The sequence below is a fragment of the Thermobacillus xylanilyticus genome (assembly GCF_907165215.1).
Classification (GTDB): domain Bacteria; phylum Bacillota; class Bacilli; order Paenibacillales; family Paenibacillaceae; genus Thermobacillus; species Thermobacillus xylanilyticus.
Map to the genome: position 1 here is coordinate 39,295 of NZ_CAJRAY010000018.1, position 14,347 is coordinate 53,641.

13 protein-coding genes and 1 pseudogene are annotated in these 14,347 nt (G+C 63.5%); 5 read left to right on the forward strand and 9 right to left on the reverse strand.

Going from position 1 to position 14,347, the window contains the following annotated elements:
• Window positions 1-85 precede the first annotated feature (85 nt).
• The 8 genes from KJQ12_RS03510 to KJQ12_RS03545 form a co-directional block, all read right to left on the reverse strand.
• Window positions 86-2,644 (reverse strand): beta-mannosidase, encoded by a 2,559-nt coding sequence (locus KJQ12_RS03510; protein ID WP_213483506.1) that lies wholly within the window; start codon window positions 2,642-2,644, stop codon window positions 86-88.
• A gap of 39 nt (window positions 2,645-2,683) precedes the next feature.
• Window positions 2,684-3,580, reverse strand: coding sequence for a fructosamine kinase family protein (locus KJQ12_RS03515; protein ID WP_213483507.1), 897 nt, complete (start codon window positions 3,578-3,580; stop codon window positions 2,684-2,686).
• Window positions 3,573-5,066, reverse strand: coding sequence for a sensor histidine kinase (locus tag KJQ12_RS03520; protein ID WP_213483508.1), 1,494 nt, complete (start codon window positions 5,064-5,066; stop codon window positions 3,573-3,575). Before KJQ12_RS03520 ends, KJQ12_RS03515 begins: the two co-directional genes overlap by 8 nt.
• Before the next feature lie 25 nt (window positions 5,067-5,091).
• Window positions 5,092-5,784: a response regulator transcription factor gene (locus KJQ12_RS03525; RefSeq protein ID WP_213483509.1), complete on the reverse strand. Its 693-nt coding sequence runs from the start codon at window positions 5,782-5,784 to the stop codon at window positions 5,092-5,094.
• Between the two features lie 45 nt (window positions 5,785-5,829).
• Complete coding sequence (locus KJQ12_RS03530; RefSeq protein ID WP_213483510.1) at window positions 5,830-6,606, reverse strand: lantibiotic immunity ABC transporter MutG family permease subunit; 777 nt, start codon at window positions 6,604-6,606, stop codon at window positions 5,830-5,832.
• 2 nt (window positions 6,607-6,608) lie between these two features.
• Window positions 6,609-7,367 (reverse strand): lantibiotic immunity ABC transporter MutE/EpiE family permease subunit, encoded by a 759-nt coding sequence (locus KJQ12_RS03535; RefSeq protein ID WP_213483511.1) that lies wholly within the window; start codon window positions 7,365-7,367, stop codon window positions 6,609-6,611.
• Window positions 7,364-8,080, reverse strand: coding sequence for a lantibiotic protection ABC transporter ATP-binding protein (locus tag KJQ12_RS03540; RefSeq protein WP_213483512.1), 717 nt, complete (start codon window positions 8,078-8,080; stop codon window positions 7,364-7,366). The genes KJQ12_RS03535 and KJQ12_RS03540 overlap by 4 nt, the downstream gene beginning before the upstream one ends.
• A gap of 217 nt (window positions 8,081-8,297) precedes the next feature.
• The gene (locus KJQ12_RS03545; RefSeq protein ID WP_213483513.1) at window positions 8,298-10,232 is read right to left on the reverse strand and encodes a glycoside hydrolase family 127 protein; all 1,935 of its coding nucleotides are present in this window, start codon (window positions 10,230-10,232) and stop codon (window positions 8,298-8,300) included.
• Between the two features lie 128 nt (window positions 10,233-10,360).
• Between KJQ12_RS03545 and KJQ12_RS03550 the strand changes: the two genes are divergently transcribed.
• The gene (locus KJQ12_RS03550) at window positions 10,361-11,230 is read left to right on the forward strand and encodes a helix-turn-helix transcriptional regulator (protein WP_213483514.1); all 870 of its coding nucleotides are present in this window, start codon (window positions 10,361-10,363) and stop codon (window positions 11,228-11,230) included.
• 141 nt (window positions 11,231-11,371) lie between these two features.
• Here the strand turns inward: KJQ12_RS03550 and KJQ12_RS03555 are convergent, their stop codons facing one another.
• Window positions 11,372-11,929: a hypothetical protein gene (locus tag KJQ12_RS03555; RefSeq protein ID WP_213483515.1), complete on the reverse strand. Its 558-nt coding sequence runs from the start codon at window positions 11,927-11,929 to the stop codon at window positions 11,372-11,374.
• 177 nt (window positions 11,930-12,106) lie between these two features.
• On the opposite strand from KJQ12_RS03555, the gene KJQ12_RS03560 reads away from it, so the two are divergent.
• From KJQ12_RS03560 to KJQ12_RS03575, 4 genes and pseudogenes are all read left to right on the forward strand, one after another.
• Window positions 12,107-12,946, forward strand: a complete 840-nt coding sequence (locus KJQ12_RS03560; protein WP_213483516.1) for a helix-turn-helix domain-containing protein — start codon at window positions 12,107-12,109, stop codon at window positions 12,944-12,946.
• A 175-nt stretch (window positions 12,947-13,121) separates the two neighbouring features.
• Window positions 13,122-13,379, forward strand: a complete 258-nt coding sequence (locus KJQ12_RS03565) for a VOC family protein (protein ID WP_213483517.1) — start codon at window positions 13,122-13,124, stop codon at window positions 13,377-13,379.
• A gap of 80 nt (window positions 13,380-13,459) precedes the next feature.
• On the forward strand, window positions 13,460-14,164 hold the full coding sequence (locus KJQ12_RS03570; RefSeq protein ID WP_213483518.1) for a response regulator transcription factor: 705 nt from the start codon (window positions 13,460-13,462) through the stop codon (window positions 14,162-14,164).
• Window positions 14,137-14,347, forward strand: a pseudogene (locus KJQ12_RS03575) (hypothetical protein); the annotation flags it as partial. The gene KJQ12_RS03570 and the pseudogene KJQ12_RS03575, both read left to right, overlap by 28 nt.

Below are 14,347 nucleotides of genomic sequence, written 5' to 3' on the forward strand. Positions count from 1 at the left end.
CCGTTATTCGCCCTGCGCCGCCCGCACGCACGGGCATTAACGGCAAATTATGCCGTTAATTGCCCGCATCCTTGCCTTCGGCAAGTCAACCGCCCGCTTCCGCTTCCCCGTTGATCGCCGACACCGCGATGGCTTCGATCCGGATTTCCCCGCCGGACAGGTGACGCAGCTCGATCGTCCGCGTCTCGCCCGGGAACAGATCGAAGAAATTGTCCGAGCAGACGACCTCCTCCTGCGGCATGTCGAGCATGACGAAGCGCGCGAACCGATCGGCCGTCACCGTGATCGTCCGCCGTTCGGCGGACCGCTCGACAGACAGGCGCGCCGGCGGCAAGCGGAGATCCTTGAAATCCCGCAAGTAATGCACATTGTCCGGGAACAGGCCCCCGCGCGACCTGAGCCGGACGGCGACCGCGTCGGGCGCGGCGCCGCCGAGCAATGCTTCCTCGGCATACTCCGCAATCTTCCGGGCTTCATTGGGCCCGGCGGCAACATGAACAACCTCCGTCCGCAACGTTCGGCCTTCAAACGCAACGACTTCCAGCACCAGCTCGTCTTCCACCGCCTCAAGCCGGTCGTTGATCAGCCAGACGGCCAGCGGCTTGCCGGGATCGTGATCGATCGATGCCGCGACCGGCGCAAAAAATTTCCGCGCATAGTAATAGGACGCTTTCGGCAGCAGGCCGTAATCGATCAGCGACCAGCTCGTTCCCGGCCAGCAGTCGTTCAGCTGCCAGATGAGCGCGCCGCTGGTGAACGGTTTCCGGCGACGGTAATGCTCGATGCCGTATTTCAGCCCTTCCGCCTGCGTCAGCATCGAGAAGCGGATATACTGGTCCAGATTCCGGGGGACGCCGGTGAACCCTTTCATCAGCAGCATGCCTTTTTCGTGGAAAATGTCTTTGTTGCGGTACGCCATCTCCTCGCTCTGCCAGTAAAACTCGCCTTCCGGAATGTACCGTTCGAGCGTATGCCGGTTGGACGAAGCGTGCATGCCGAATTCGTTGGAGAAGCGGGTGCGGTCCTTTTTGTAATTTTTGAACGACACGCCTTCCACCGAAATGTCCTGCAGCACGGGCTCCCCGAACTTGCGCGGCTCCACGTTGCCGTGCCAGACCTGCCAATTGTGGCGGTTGCCGACATCCTCCGCGTTATGGTCGCTGCCGCCGTAAGGGGTGCTCGGCCGGTAGATCCGCGCGGGGTCCAGCTCATGCAGCAGTTCCGGAATAAGCTCGTGCCAGATTTTCCGTCCGTACATCGGCGTCGTGATGCGGCCCGCCGTCTTCTCCCGCTCGTAGAGCCAGTCGATTTCATTGTTGCCGCACCAGAGGGCGAGGCAGGTGTATTTCCGGAGCCTGCGGATCGCCTTGACGGCCTCGTCGCGCACGTTCGCCATGAAGCTGCGGTTGTAGTCCGGGTACAGCGCGTTCGCGAACATGAAATCCTGCCAGACGAGGAGGCCCAGCCGGTCGCATTCGCGGTAGAAGATATCCTTCTCGTAAATGCCGCCGGCCCAGACGCGCAGCATGTTCATCCCCGCGTCCCGCGCGAGTTCGAGAAGCTTCACATACCGGCCGTCCTCCGCCGCGCCGATGAAGCTGTGCACGGGAATCCAGTTGGCCCCCTTGGCGAAAAGGCGGACACCGTTCAGGCGGAAACAGAACAGGTTCTCCCCGCTTTCATGCCGCTCCTCCAGCACGATCTCCCGGATGCCGAAATCGTGTTCCGCCCGGTCGAGAACCCGGCCTTCGGCGTCTTTCAGCGCAACCGCCAGCCGGTACAGGTACGGTTCGCCCAGATCGTGCGTCCACCACAGCTTCGGCCGGTCCACCTCGAAGACGACCCTTGCCTTCTGCTCCGGCAGATGGGCGCTGGAGAGCGAACGCCCATCCGCCGTGAGGACGGCGCATCCGCTGACGGACCGTCCGTCCCCCGTCAGGCTGATCTCCAAGGTCAGCGGTTCTTCGACGCCCGGCCGGCGCGCGATCTCCGCGTCCACTTCCACGACAGCTTTCCCATCCCGTACGGCGGCCGTGCGGGGAAAAACGGAGGAAATGCGCGCCTTCCTCCATTTCCGCAGATGAACGTCCTTCCAGATGCCGACCGTCGCCAGGCGCGGCCCCCAGTCCCAGCCGAAGTTCATCGCGGCCTTCCGCACCCAGATCCGGTCTTTCTCGAATCCGCACCAATAGTTTTTCTCCTTGTCCCTGACCGGAAGATGCACCGGGTCGAACCGGACCGCCAGGACGTTGTCCCCTTCTCGCAGCAGTCCGGTGACGTCGAACGCGTGCTCCACCAGCATATTTTCCGTGCGGCCGAGCTCCAGACCGTTCAGGTAAACGGTCGCAAACGTATCGAGCCCTTCGAACAGCAGCTCGACCGCCTCGTCATCCTCCGGCTCCCCGTCCCAGGCGAATCGGGTCCGGTACCACCATTCCTTGTCCTCCACCCAGCGGCATTTCATGTCGTTGTGCCCGACGAACGGATCGTCGATCACTTTCTTTCGGACCAGGGTGGAGTGCACGTCTCCCGGAACCTTCGCGTCGAGCCAGAAATAATCGGCAAAATCGGGCGAGGCGATTTCCAGAGGCGCCCGGGTTCCCGGTTCAAACCACTGCAGCTTCCAATTGCCCGCCAGTTTCATTCCCAATCCCTCCGCGTTCCTCCGTTTGACGACTCGCATTCACACGCCGCCGGCATACCGCCGCAGCACCCGGTCGACGGCGGCCCCGTACGCTTCGCCGAACAGGATCAGGTGCACCAGCAGATGGTACAGTTGATAGATCGGTTTGCGCTCCTCGTATTCGCGGGCGACGGGGTACGCTTCCCGGTAGGCGGCGTAGAATCGGGGCGGGAACCCCCCGAACAGCTCCGAGAACGCCAGGTCGCACTCCCGGTCGCCGTAATAGACCGCCGGATCGATCAGCCAGGGGCGTCCGTCCGCGCCGGCCAGCCAGTTGCCGCTCCACAGATCGCCGTGCAGCAGCGACGGGGCGGGCCGGGCCGGCAGCCACCGGTCCAGACGGTCCATCAGCTTGTGCAGCCCGTCCCGCCTGCCGGTCGGCAGCAGTCCGCGCGCTTCCGCCAGCTTCGCCAAGGGCAGCAGGCGCGAGTCACGGTAGAAGGCCGGCCAGGAGTCGGCCGGCGTGTTCACCTGCGGCAGCAGCCCGATGTAATTGTCCGTGCGCAGCCCGTACCGCCCGTCCGGGCTCGTCGTGCGGTGCTGCGCGGCGAGGCCGGTCCCGAGCGCTTCGATCGTCTCCGGGCGGGCCGGACCGGTCTCGATCCATTCCAGCACGAGCATGCCGCCCGCTTGTCCGGGGATCTCCCCGGCATAGAGCGGCTCCGGAACGGCGAGCGCCCCGGCCTGCCCGAGCAGCCTGAGCCCTTCCGCTTCCCGCTGAAACAAGCGCGCCGGCATGTCCCGGCGCACCTTCACGAAGAGCCGCCGCCGCTCCGTGTCGATGCGGTAAGACTCCCCGATATCGCCGCCCCTCGCCTCCCGGACGGACACGATCCGCTCGTCCGCCATTCCGGGAACGGCCCGGGCGACGGCTGCCTGGAGTTCGTCATCATTCATCCGCGCATCCCTCCTGTCGCGCCTCTTCACGCCGTGCGGACGATGTCTGCGGCGTCTCGATGGCGTGGTGAAACGCAATGCACGCTTCGCCGGTTTCGGCATTGTACGCCCTGGCCGCCCCGCCCATCTTCGCCGCAAGCTGCCGCACGATGTAGAGCCCCAGCCCGGCATGGCCGCCTTTGCTGCCGCGGGCTTCCGCGCCGCGATAGAACCTGCGGAACAGGTTCTCCAGATCTTTCTTGCTGAACGGCGGCCCCGTATTGCAGATTTCATACTCGGCCCGGTCGGGGCGGACACGGACGGCGATCCGGATCCGGCCGCCCGGAGGCGTATGCTCCAGACTGTTCGTAATCACATTGTCCAGTATCCGCTCCGCCATTTCCGCATCGAACCGGACCGGCGTATCGGCATCGCCGCGGATGTCCGCCTCGATGCGGATCCGGCGCTGCCGCGCCTCCAATTCATAGTGAGACAGCTTCTGCCTCAGGAACGGGCCGATCCGGACCTCGACCGGCCGGACTTGCAGGCCGGGGCCTTCCAGTTCGGCGATGTACAGCATCCGCCGGACGAGGGCGGAGCATTTCTCCGCATTCTCCCGGATAATGTCCAGGTATCGGGCCTGTTTCGCCGTGCGCGCCGCTTCGGGATCGTCCAGCAGCGCTTCCGCATAACCGAGAATGAGCGACAGCGGCGTCTTCAGATCATGGGCCAGCGCCTCGGTCATGCTGCGCCGCTCTTCCTCCATTCGCCACTGGGCGGACAGGGAGCGCTTCAGTTCGTCCTTCATCTCGGAGAACGCGGCGCTCAGCCGCCCGAGCTCATTGTCGGCGCGGTAATCGAGCTCGAAGTCGAGATTCTTGTTCTTGATCTGATGGGCAGCCGCCATCAGCATCTGCAGCGGCTTGTTCACGCGGGCGGCAAAACGTTTCGTGAAGAACAGAATCGCCAGCACGAAATAGATGAACGGCGTCGCGATCATGACGATAAGCAGCGCCGCGATCCAGTAGCGCCCGCTGTCGCTTGCCGGCGACACCTTCAGCTCATAGGCAAGCAGCACGGCGCCGGACAGCCCGTCCTGACCGCTCACGACGGGCACGGCCCGGACGAATCTGCCCCTGGCCGGGAAGGTCGTGTTGAGCCGGCGGATCAAGTCTTCCGGCTGCGCGACGTAGGCCGCATCGCTCGAACCGTACACCCGGTTCCCGGCCGCGTCGAACACCTGATAGTCCATGCCGTCCCGCGGAATGACCCGCTCCAGCCGTTCCCGGGCGGCCGGATCGATCAGCGCCCCGCCCTGCTCCCGGATGTACGCTTCAATGCCCGGTATTTGAGCCTCATAATAATTTGCGGGGTTAATCTTTTTGTACAGCAAATAACTGAACAGCCAGATCCCCGCCGCATACGTCACGATCGTCGCCAGCAGGCTGGAGACGACGATCAGCACGATGGTCAGCCGGATTTGCGATTTGAGCGGTTTGTCCTTCACGAGCGCGCGCTCCTTCAGCAGGCATTCAACGTTTGTTCCACTTGTAGCCGATCCCCCACACCGTGGCGATGTACTCCGTATCCGGGTCGACGGCTGCGAGCTTGGCGCGGATTTTTTTTACATGTTCGACGACGGTGGACGAATCGCCTTCCGCATCGAAGCCCCACACTTTCTCGTAAATTTGCTCGCGGGAGAACACCTGCCCGCTGTGCGTGGCGAGCAGTTCAACCAGGTCGTATTCCCGCCGGGTCAGCGGGACGGGCTTGCCGCCGATCGAGAGGGTCCGCTCTTTCAGATCCAGCCCCAGATCGCCGAAGTACAGCTTCGACCGCTTCCGCTCGGCGTTCAGATACTGGGCCCGCCGCTCCCGGCGCAGATTGGCTTCGATGCGCGCCATCAGTTCACGCAGGCCGAACGGCTTCAGTACGTAATCGTCGCCGCCGAGGTTGAATGCGGTGATCCGGTCCATCTCCGACTGCTTGGCGCTCAGGAAAATGATCGGGCACATCACCTCGTCCCGGATCGCCCGGCACACCTCGTAACCGTTCAGATTCGGCATCATGATGTCGAGAATGATCAGATCCGGCTGCTTCCGGGCCTGCCGCACCCCTGCCTCGCCGTCGCTCGCGGTGAGCACCGTGTGCCCCCGCGCCTCCAGCTCCTCCCGCAGCAGGGAGACCAGGTCTTCTTCATCGTCGATGATCAAAATGCAGGCCATCCCCTCACCCCTCAACATCGAAAAAGCTTGCGTCCGTCCCCATCATCAGTCTTCGCCGCGCCGCCCTTCCCATCGGCCGAACCACGCTGCGCCGCCCATCGCAAGTACGGCGAAGAGCAGCAGGGCCGGCAGCAGTCCGCGGGTCAACGCATCCGGCTCCGCCGGGAACTGCGCCAATCTGACCGGCCATGCCCACGGCACAAGCGGCCAGATCCGATCCCCGACGCCGGTTGCGCCGACGATCGCCGCCGTCAGCAGCCCGGCTCCTCCGATGCCGACGCTCGCGCCCCATCCGAGGGCGAGGCCGAGCCACTGGTGCAGCGCGATCTGCGGCAGCGCGCCGGCGAAGGCAAGCAGCACGCCGCCATGGAACAGCCCGGCATCCGCCGCGGCAAGCCCGGGGATCAACCGCATGCCGAGCAGCAGCATCGTCGCCGCGCACAGCAGGCCGCCCGCGTTGATGAGCACAAGCAGCAGCAATCTGGCGGCATAGACGACCGGTCTGGATGCGGTGGAACCGAGCAGTGCGCTGTAATGCCCCGCATGTTCCTCCTGCAGGCTGAGCAGTCCGGCCAGCGCTCCGATGGCCAGCGGGAACAGCACGGTCCAAACTTCGAGGAAAACGCCGGGCATCCGCTGCGCCGCGTTGACCGGCAATTGCGACATATACCAGAGGAAGAGCAGCGCGTACGCCGCGGGAGCGGCCATGACGGCCCAGCGGAGCGGCGTCCGCCTCGTCTTCATCCAATCCGCCCGCATCAGGCGCAGCATCGTCACGGCCGGCATGCTTCGATACGGTTTCCTTCGGCGCAGTTCCGGCATGGTCACCGCACCTCTCGGCCCGCGAACCAGCCGGCGGTCAGCGCGGAAGATACGATGAGAAACAGCAGCGATGCCGCGATGCCGAGCGGGATGGTAGAAGGCTCAAGCATCGGATCGCCCGGCTGAAGCGGCACGCCGTTCGGATGCACGCCGATGAGCGGCGCCATGAGCCGGGTCGGCCAGCTCCACGGCACGGCGATCCAGTACGGCTTGGCCGCCGCAAGCACGCCGGCCGGCATCGCCGCGATGCCGAGCGCAAGGCCCCCGAAGGCGCCGAAACGGGCCGCCGCAAACAGATGGATCGGAATAAGGCTGAGCGAGACCAGCCAGATCAGCAGACTGGCCGCCGCGATCTTCAGCAGCGGAACGCTTCCGCCTGCCGTCAGGAGACCGGCCGCTGCGGCCGCGATGATCAGCACGACGGACGACAGCAACTGATAATAGCCTAGCACAACAATTTTGCTCAGCCAAAGCTTCCCGGGATTGATCGGGTTGGCGCGGAGGCTGCGGTAGTTCCCCGCTTTCTTCTCCCGGTTTTCCGCAAGCACGCAGAGCAGCGAAACCCCGATCGGGACGAACAGCACCGGCCACCAGTTGAAGATCATGGCGAGCAGCGCGCGCCAGGGCAGCATGGTCTGATCCGGCAGGTAGAAGCGGATGACGGCGCCGTACAGCGCGAAGAAGAGCGGTGCGGCCAGCGCAAGTTTCTTGGCGAAGCTGCGCTTGTATTTCAGCCGTTCGGCGGCAATCAGGTTCTTCATCTTGCGCCCGCCCTCCTGTCGGAGGCGCGGACGACTTCCATGAACAGCGCCTCCAGATCGGCGTTTTTGTCCAACGGTCCCTGATAGCGCAGTTTCCCGCCGCTGATGATGCCGATGTCGTCGACGATCTGCTCGACTTCGTTCAGCGCATGGCTCGACAGCAGCACGGTGATGCCCTGCGCGGGGAACGAACGGATCAGTTCGCGAAGCTCCTGGATGCCGAGCGGGTCGAGGCCGTTCGTCGGCTCGTCGAGAATGAGCAGCCGGGGCCGCTTCAGCAGCGCGATCGCGATGCCGAGCCGCTGTTTCATGCCGAGCGAGAAATGCGCGGCGCGCTTCTTGCCGGTGTCCGTCAGATCCACCGTCTCCAGCACTTCATCAATGCGGCGCTCCGGCAAACCCAGCATCATCGTGTGGACGTTCAAATTCTCCCGCGCGGTCAGGTTGCCGTACAGCGCGGGCGATTCGATCAGCGCCCCGATCTGTTCGAGGCTGCTTCGGCTCCACGGCTTGCCGTCGAACCACATGGCCCCGCCGGTCGGGCGCAGCAGCCCGGCGATCATTTTGAGCAGCGTCGTCTTGCCGGCGCCGTTCGGCCCCAGCAGGCCGTACACGGTGCCTTCGCGGACGGCGAGCGATACTTCGTCGACGGCCGCCGCATGTTTGAACCGCTTGCTGATGCGGTCGGTTCGCAGGATGCACGTTTCGTTCATGCGCATCATCCCTCGTTTCATCGATGTTCCGTGCCATGAACGAAGCGTATCAGGGAAAAATAAAGAAACGCTAAAGTGTGCGGAAAATTGTGCGGATGCGGATCGGCGTGCAACGGGAAAAAGGGCGCGGAAGCGCGGGAACGAAAGTCGGCGGGACGACGGCGCCGACTTGGAGCGGGGACCGCGTTCCGCTACCGCCCCGCCCGCGCAGGGCAACTCAACACCGCAGCCAGACGCTCATCTCGCCGGGCTCCCGGTTCCCCCACAAGTAGTACGGGATCGCCTTAAGCCGCTTCGGCCGCGACGCGTTCCGGAGCGGCCGGTACGGCGCATCCTCCGGCCAGTCCATATCGGCCGGCACCTCGCCGCTCCCCTCGACGACGACGCAGCCGCCCAGCAGATCCGGCACGAACGCAGCGCTCAGCGCGGGATCGTCCGCCAGCGACAGCGCGGCGAGCGGCGCGCCGTTGTCCGCCTCCTCGACGCAATACACGAGCGGGCCGCGCTGGATCGCCGCCTTGCCGGCGTTCGCGCGAATCTCCGGACGCGCGCCGATCAACACCGTCTCCATCGGCAGCAGCCATTCCACACGATCGCCGTCCGACCATTCCCTCTCCACGACCGCATAGCCATTTTCCACGCGGTACGGGCAGGCTGCTCCGTTCACCGCAAGCCGCGGCTCAGCCGTCTGGAACCAGTTCGGCACGCGCAGCGCCAGCGCGAACCGCGCTCCGCCCGCTTCCCCGGGAACGGACAATTCGAACTTCACCGTGCCGTCCCACGGCAGCCCCGAGCGCTGGCGCAGCGTCACGGCACGTCCCGCCATTTCAAACCCGGCTTCGCTGCCGATGTACAGGTGAACGTACACCTTGCCGGCCGCCTCGTCGATATCGTAAATGTAATCGTCCAGCGAGCAGAGCAGCCGCGCCACGTTCGGCGGACAGCACGAGCAGCCGAACCATTTCTGGCGCACCGGCTTCACGTGGCGGCGGTCCGGATTCCGCATGCTCGCCTCCGGCCACACCTCCAGCGGATTGACGTAGAAGAAATGCTTCCCGTCCCGGGCCATGCTGCCGAGCACGTTGTTGTACAGCGCCCGTTCCATCACATCGGCGTACTCGCTCCGCGCTTCCAGCCGGAGCATCCGCCGCGCCCAGAAGATTATGCCGATCGAAGCGCACGTCTCCGCATATGCGAGATCGTTCGGCAGGTCGTAGTCGAACGTGAACGCCTCGCCGAGATGCGTCGACCCGATGCCGCCCGTGATATACATCTGCTTCTTCGTCGTGTTGAACCAGAGCCGTTCGCACGCTTCGCGCAGCCGAACGTCGCCGGTCAGCCGGGCCAGATCCGCCATCGCGCTGTACAGGTAAACGGCGCGGACCGCGTGGCCGACGGCCGCCGTCTGCTCGCGCACGGGCAGATGGGCCTGATACACCTCCAGATCCGGCATCCCGGGGTTCCAGATCGGCGTGCGGCCTCGTTTCCATTCCGCGATAAAATAATTCGGCTGTTTCCCGCGCTCATCGACGAAAAACTTGCTCAGTTTCAGATACCGCTCCTCGCCCGTTGCCCCGTACAGCTTCACGAGCGCCAGCTCGATCTCGGGATGCCCGCAGTACGCCCGAAGCTGCCCTTCGCCGGGCCCGAACGTGCGGTCGATCAGATCGGCGAACCGGCAAGCGATGTCGAGTAGCCTCCGCTTGCCCGTCGTCTCGAAATAGGCGACCGCGGCCTCGAACAGATGCCCCGCGCAGTACAGCTCGTGCGCTTCATACAGGTTCGTCCAACGCTTGTCCGGTTCACGAATCGTGAAATACGTGTTCAAATACCCGTCTGCCTGCTGGGCTTTCCCGATCAGCCCGATCACATCGTCCGCGATGCGCTCCAGCTCGGGATCGGGCTTGAGGCGCAGCGCGTACGCCGCCGCCTCCAGCCATTTGTAGAGATCGCTGTCCTGAAAAACAAACCCGCCGAACTCGCCTTCCTCCAGCCCGGCCGCGATGCGGAAATTGCGGATCGCATGGCTCGGCTCCGCTCCTTCGATCCGGTCGTTCAGCGCTTCCCACTGATAGGGAATGACCGTGCCCGTCACCAGCTCCTGATAAGCGCTCCAGAAGTCGTCGCGAATCCGAATGGCTGCTCTGCTCATACCGGCTCACCTCGGGGATGATAAACTTTGACTCTTCACGACCACGAGTATATGCGGTATTGTCAAGAAGGAACAGCATAAGAACGCGCTTATTCTTATAAAAAATGAGACTGAATCCGGAGAGATCCATGAGCGAGACAACCGTCATCGAACTTGCGACTCCGCCGCTGCCTTATTATTGGGAGTCCGGCTGCGCGGTGTACCAGGCCGGAGACCGGCATCCGAACCGCGCCGATTTCGGGCTGTTCGATCTGCTCGTCGTCGCATCCGGCACGCTGCACATCGGGGAGAACGGGCGGGAATGGAGCCTGAGCGAAGGGGATACGCTGCTGCTGCTGCCGAAGGGAGCGCACTATGCGGTAAGGCCGTGCGAGGAGGAGACGATGTTCTATTGGCTGCATTTCGAACATGCGGACTGGCGTGAAGTTCCCGCGCTGCCCGAAGCGGAAGCGCCCGCTCCTTCGTCGCCCTTCGACCGGCCGAAGACGATCCGGCTGCCGAAGCATGCGCCGCTGTCCGATCCGCGGCTCGCGTTCGACAAGATCCGGCGGCTGCTGGCGCTGCCGATCGGAGAAAGCTTCTGGGAGAAGCAGCAGCTCCTGTTCCAGCTGCTCGCCCTGCTCGAACGGGAACAGGCCGGGTCCGCCGAGACACCGGCCGCGCGGGTCGCCGAGCGCGCCGCATTCTGCCTGCAGCAGCGCTACAGGGAAGCGATCACGAACGAGACGCTCGGCGAATGGCTGCACTATCACCCCAGCTACATCGTCCGCTGCATGAAAAAAGTCTACGGCGTCTCGCCCGCCCGCTACCTGCAGCAATATCGCATCGAACAGGCCAAACGGCTGCTCATCTCGACCGCATGGCCGGTCGAACGAATCGCGGACGAGGTCGGTTTCCGCCATGCCCCGTACTTCTCGGCCTGCTTCAAGCGCGGTACGGGCATGACCCCGCAGGAGTACCGGAGAAGCGCGCATAGACGCGGCGCGCTGCGGAAATAAGCTTGTCCGGCGGCAGCCGGCTGACCGCTCATAATGCGGCAGCCGCTTCGCGGAGCAGCCGTGCCAGCAGCCCGGCATCGACCGGCTGCCCTTCCCTGATTTTCATCATTCTCCGTTCCGGCGTGAATACTCTTCCTCCATTTATTTGTCCCGCGTATCAGCACCCGCGCCGAGCATCCGCAGAATGTACACCATGCTCAGCGGAATGACGGACATGTTCTTCAGGAAGAACAGCGCGGCGGTGTACACCTGATCGTAGTCGTACTCCTCCATGCCGAGCAGCACCATGTATCCCTTCATGAAGGCCGGATTCAGCAGCCATTCGAGCGTGGTGTTCATGAGCACGTACAACCCGATGATGAAAACCGCGATCTGGGCGAGGAACGTCACGGGCCAGTTCCGCTCCAGTTCGATCTTCAGGCTGCGCTGCCATCGCTGCCACAGCGCGGAATCGAACACGTCCCGAAATCCGGAGCGGTGCATGAGCGCGAGGATGAGCAGAAAAAGCACCACCCGGGTCGATTCGACGGCGATTTCCATCCACAGCGGCGTATTCAGGTCGTTCCACATCTGGATGAAGCGGAACGTCGACGGGATCAGCGAGAGCAGCACGAGGCTGAGATGCCGGTAGAAAAATCCGATGCTCCAGACAAACAAACGGACTCCGTCAGATACGGCATTACGGATTGTCCTGTCCATGAGTCAACTCCCGGGCGGAAAGTATTTCTGGCACCCAAGATAACGTCAAGCGAGCCTGGTGTATTGTAAGAATCGGAACAGCACTTCCCCGCGCATCCGAACACTGTTCAATCCATGGAACACGTGCTATATTTCGTCATAAGCAGAATGTCCTGGAACGAATGGAGGCGAGATCCGGTGAGCAGGCTGACCGTCAGACGTTTGACGCCGCGGATGGAATTGCGGAAATGCGTGAAAGACATCTGGGTGTTCGAAAGCGCCGGAGGCCTGTCCGAGGAGGAGCTGCAGGTCGTGGTTCCCAACGGCTCCGCCAAGCTGATGCTGTATTACAAGGGAGATTTCACGGGGCTGGTGTGTCAGCGCGCATACAAGCTTCCGGAACACAAGCTGTTCATCCTGGGGGTGTCCGACTGCGCCGCGGTTGCCGAGTTCGACCGGGACAAGCCGTTCGGCTGCATCTGCTTCGAGCTTCATCCCGCCGGCGCCTACAGGCTTCTCGCCGTTTCGCATCATGAGCTGCGCAACAACCTCGTGCCGTTCGAGGAGATCGACGGCGGACCGGTCTACCGCATGTTCGAAGAGCGGATTTGCCTGGCGTCCGATCCGGCGCAGAAAGCGCTGCTGCTTCAGGATTACCTGATGAGGCTGCTCGCCCTGACGGAGTCGGACGCGAAGTTCGAATACAGCATCCATGCCATCCGGAACTCGCGCGGTCTCCTGCCGATCGCGGATCTGTCGCAGGATCTGGGGGTAAGCGACCGGTGGCTGCGCGCGAAATACGCCGAGCGGCTCGGCATCAGCCCGAAAACGTTCGCTTCCATCGTTCGTTTCCAGCATTGCTTCCAGGCCTTGATGCGCGACAAGCGCGGCTTCATGGAGAACCGGCAGTTCCAGGATTATTACTACGATCAGGCGCATTTCATCAAGGAATTCAAGCGCTTCATCGGCCACTCGCCGGCCAGGTATTCCTCGCTGCAGAACGAGGTGGGCGAGATTATTTATACGGACAATCCGTGACTCCCTCGGCCAAGACGCGTTCATTCAATACGGCGAAGAGCTGGCCGCCTCGAGATGAAGAAAAGCAACGTCTACAACATCCTCTCCCGCGCCCGTTCGAAAATGAAGGCGACGGAGTGGTATTCGGACTTGGAACGAACTTCACGATCCGTTCGGCGGCCTGCCGTTCATCGCGATGGATCCGGGCGCCGATCTGCTGTTTGACGACGGCCGGCTCAGCGGTTCGACGGCGGTTGTCGATCCGGACAGCGGCTCCGCCGTCCACGCAAAGCCGCTCGCCGTTCTGGAAGCGCCGGACCTTTCAGCCATACACACGTACCTGCGCGGCAAGAACGTCCCGGTTTCCGGGATTGCGGACAATTGGGGCAGCCGGTATTTCACCTTCGTCGATCCCGACGGCAACGGCGTCATCGTGCGGGAAGCCGCGGGCTGAACCGCTTTTTCTCATCTGTTTTTAATGTGCGCGGCGTACAATGGGGGCAGCCATTCCTGTGAAAAAGGAGGGTTGCCCCCATGCGCGTTTTGGCCGTGGAAGACGACCGCCGTCTGCTGGCGACGATCGTGAACATTTTGCGGGAGGAAGGCTATGAGGCCGACGGGGCGGAGACGGGCGACGACGGATTGTATCTGGCGCAGCAAGGCATCTACGATCTGCTGGTCGTGGACATCATGCTGCCCGGCATGAGCGGGCTCGACATCGTCCGAACGCTGCGCGCGGAAGGCGCCGCCACTCCCCTGCTGCTGCTTACGGCCAAAGACAGCGTCGAGGATCTGGTCCGGGGCCTCGACACGGGCGCGGACGACTACCTGACGAAGCCGTTTGAGATCCGCGAATTCGCGGCGCGGGTGCGCGCGCTGCTGCGCCGCCACGGAGCGGCCGAACCGAACGGGGATGTGCGCTACAACCGTCTGACCCTGAACACGAAGAAACGGGAAGCCGCCGTCGACGGCGAGCCGCTCGAACTGACGCACAAGGAATTCGAGCTGCTGCTTTTTCTGCTGCGGAACCGGGAGCAAATTTTGACGCGGGACCAGCTGTTCTCGCGGGTGTGGGGGCTCGATACGGAGATCGGCTGCAACGTCGTCGATGTGTACATCTACTATCTGCGCAGGAAGCTGAAGCCGCACGGTTACGACCACGTCATTCAGACGGTTCGGAACGTCGGCTACATGCTGAAGGAGAGCAGGCCATGTTCGCCAAAACCCGGGCCCGGCTGACGCTGCTCAATGCGGCCGTGTTCCTTGTCGTGCTGGCGGTGATCGGGACGGTCGTCTATGCGCTGCTGCGCGCGCAAATTTATGACCGGCTTGATGCCGGGCTCATGGCCGCGGCGCAGCGGTTCGCCCCGGCGGATGAGCCGAGCCGCCGCTACGAGCAGCAGCTGGGCGCGCCGGCGGGGG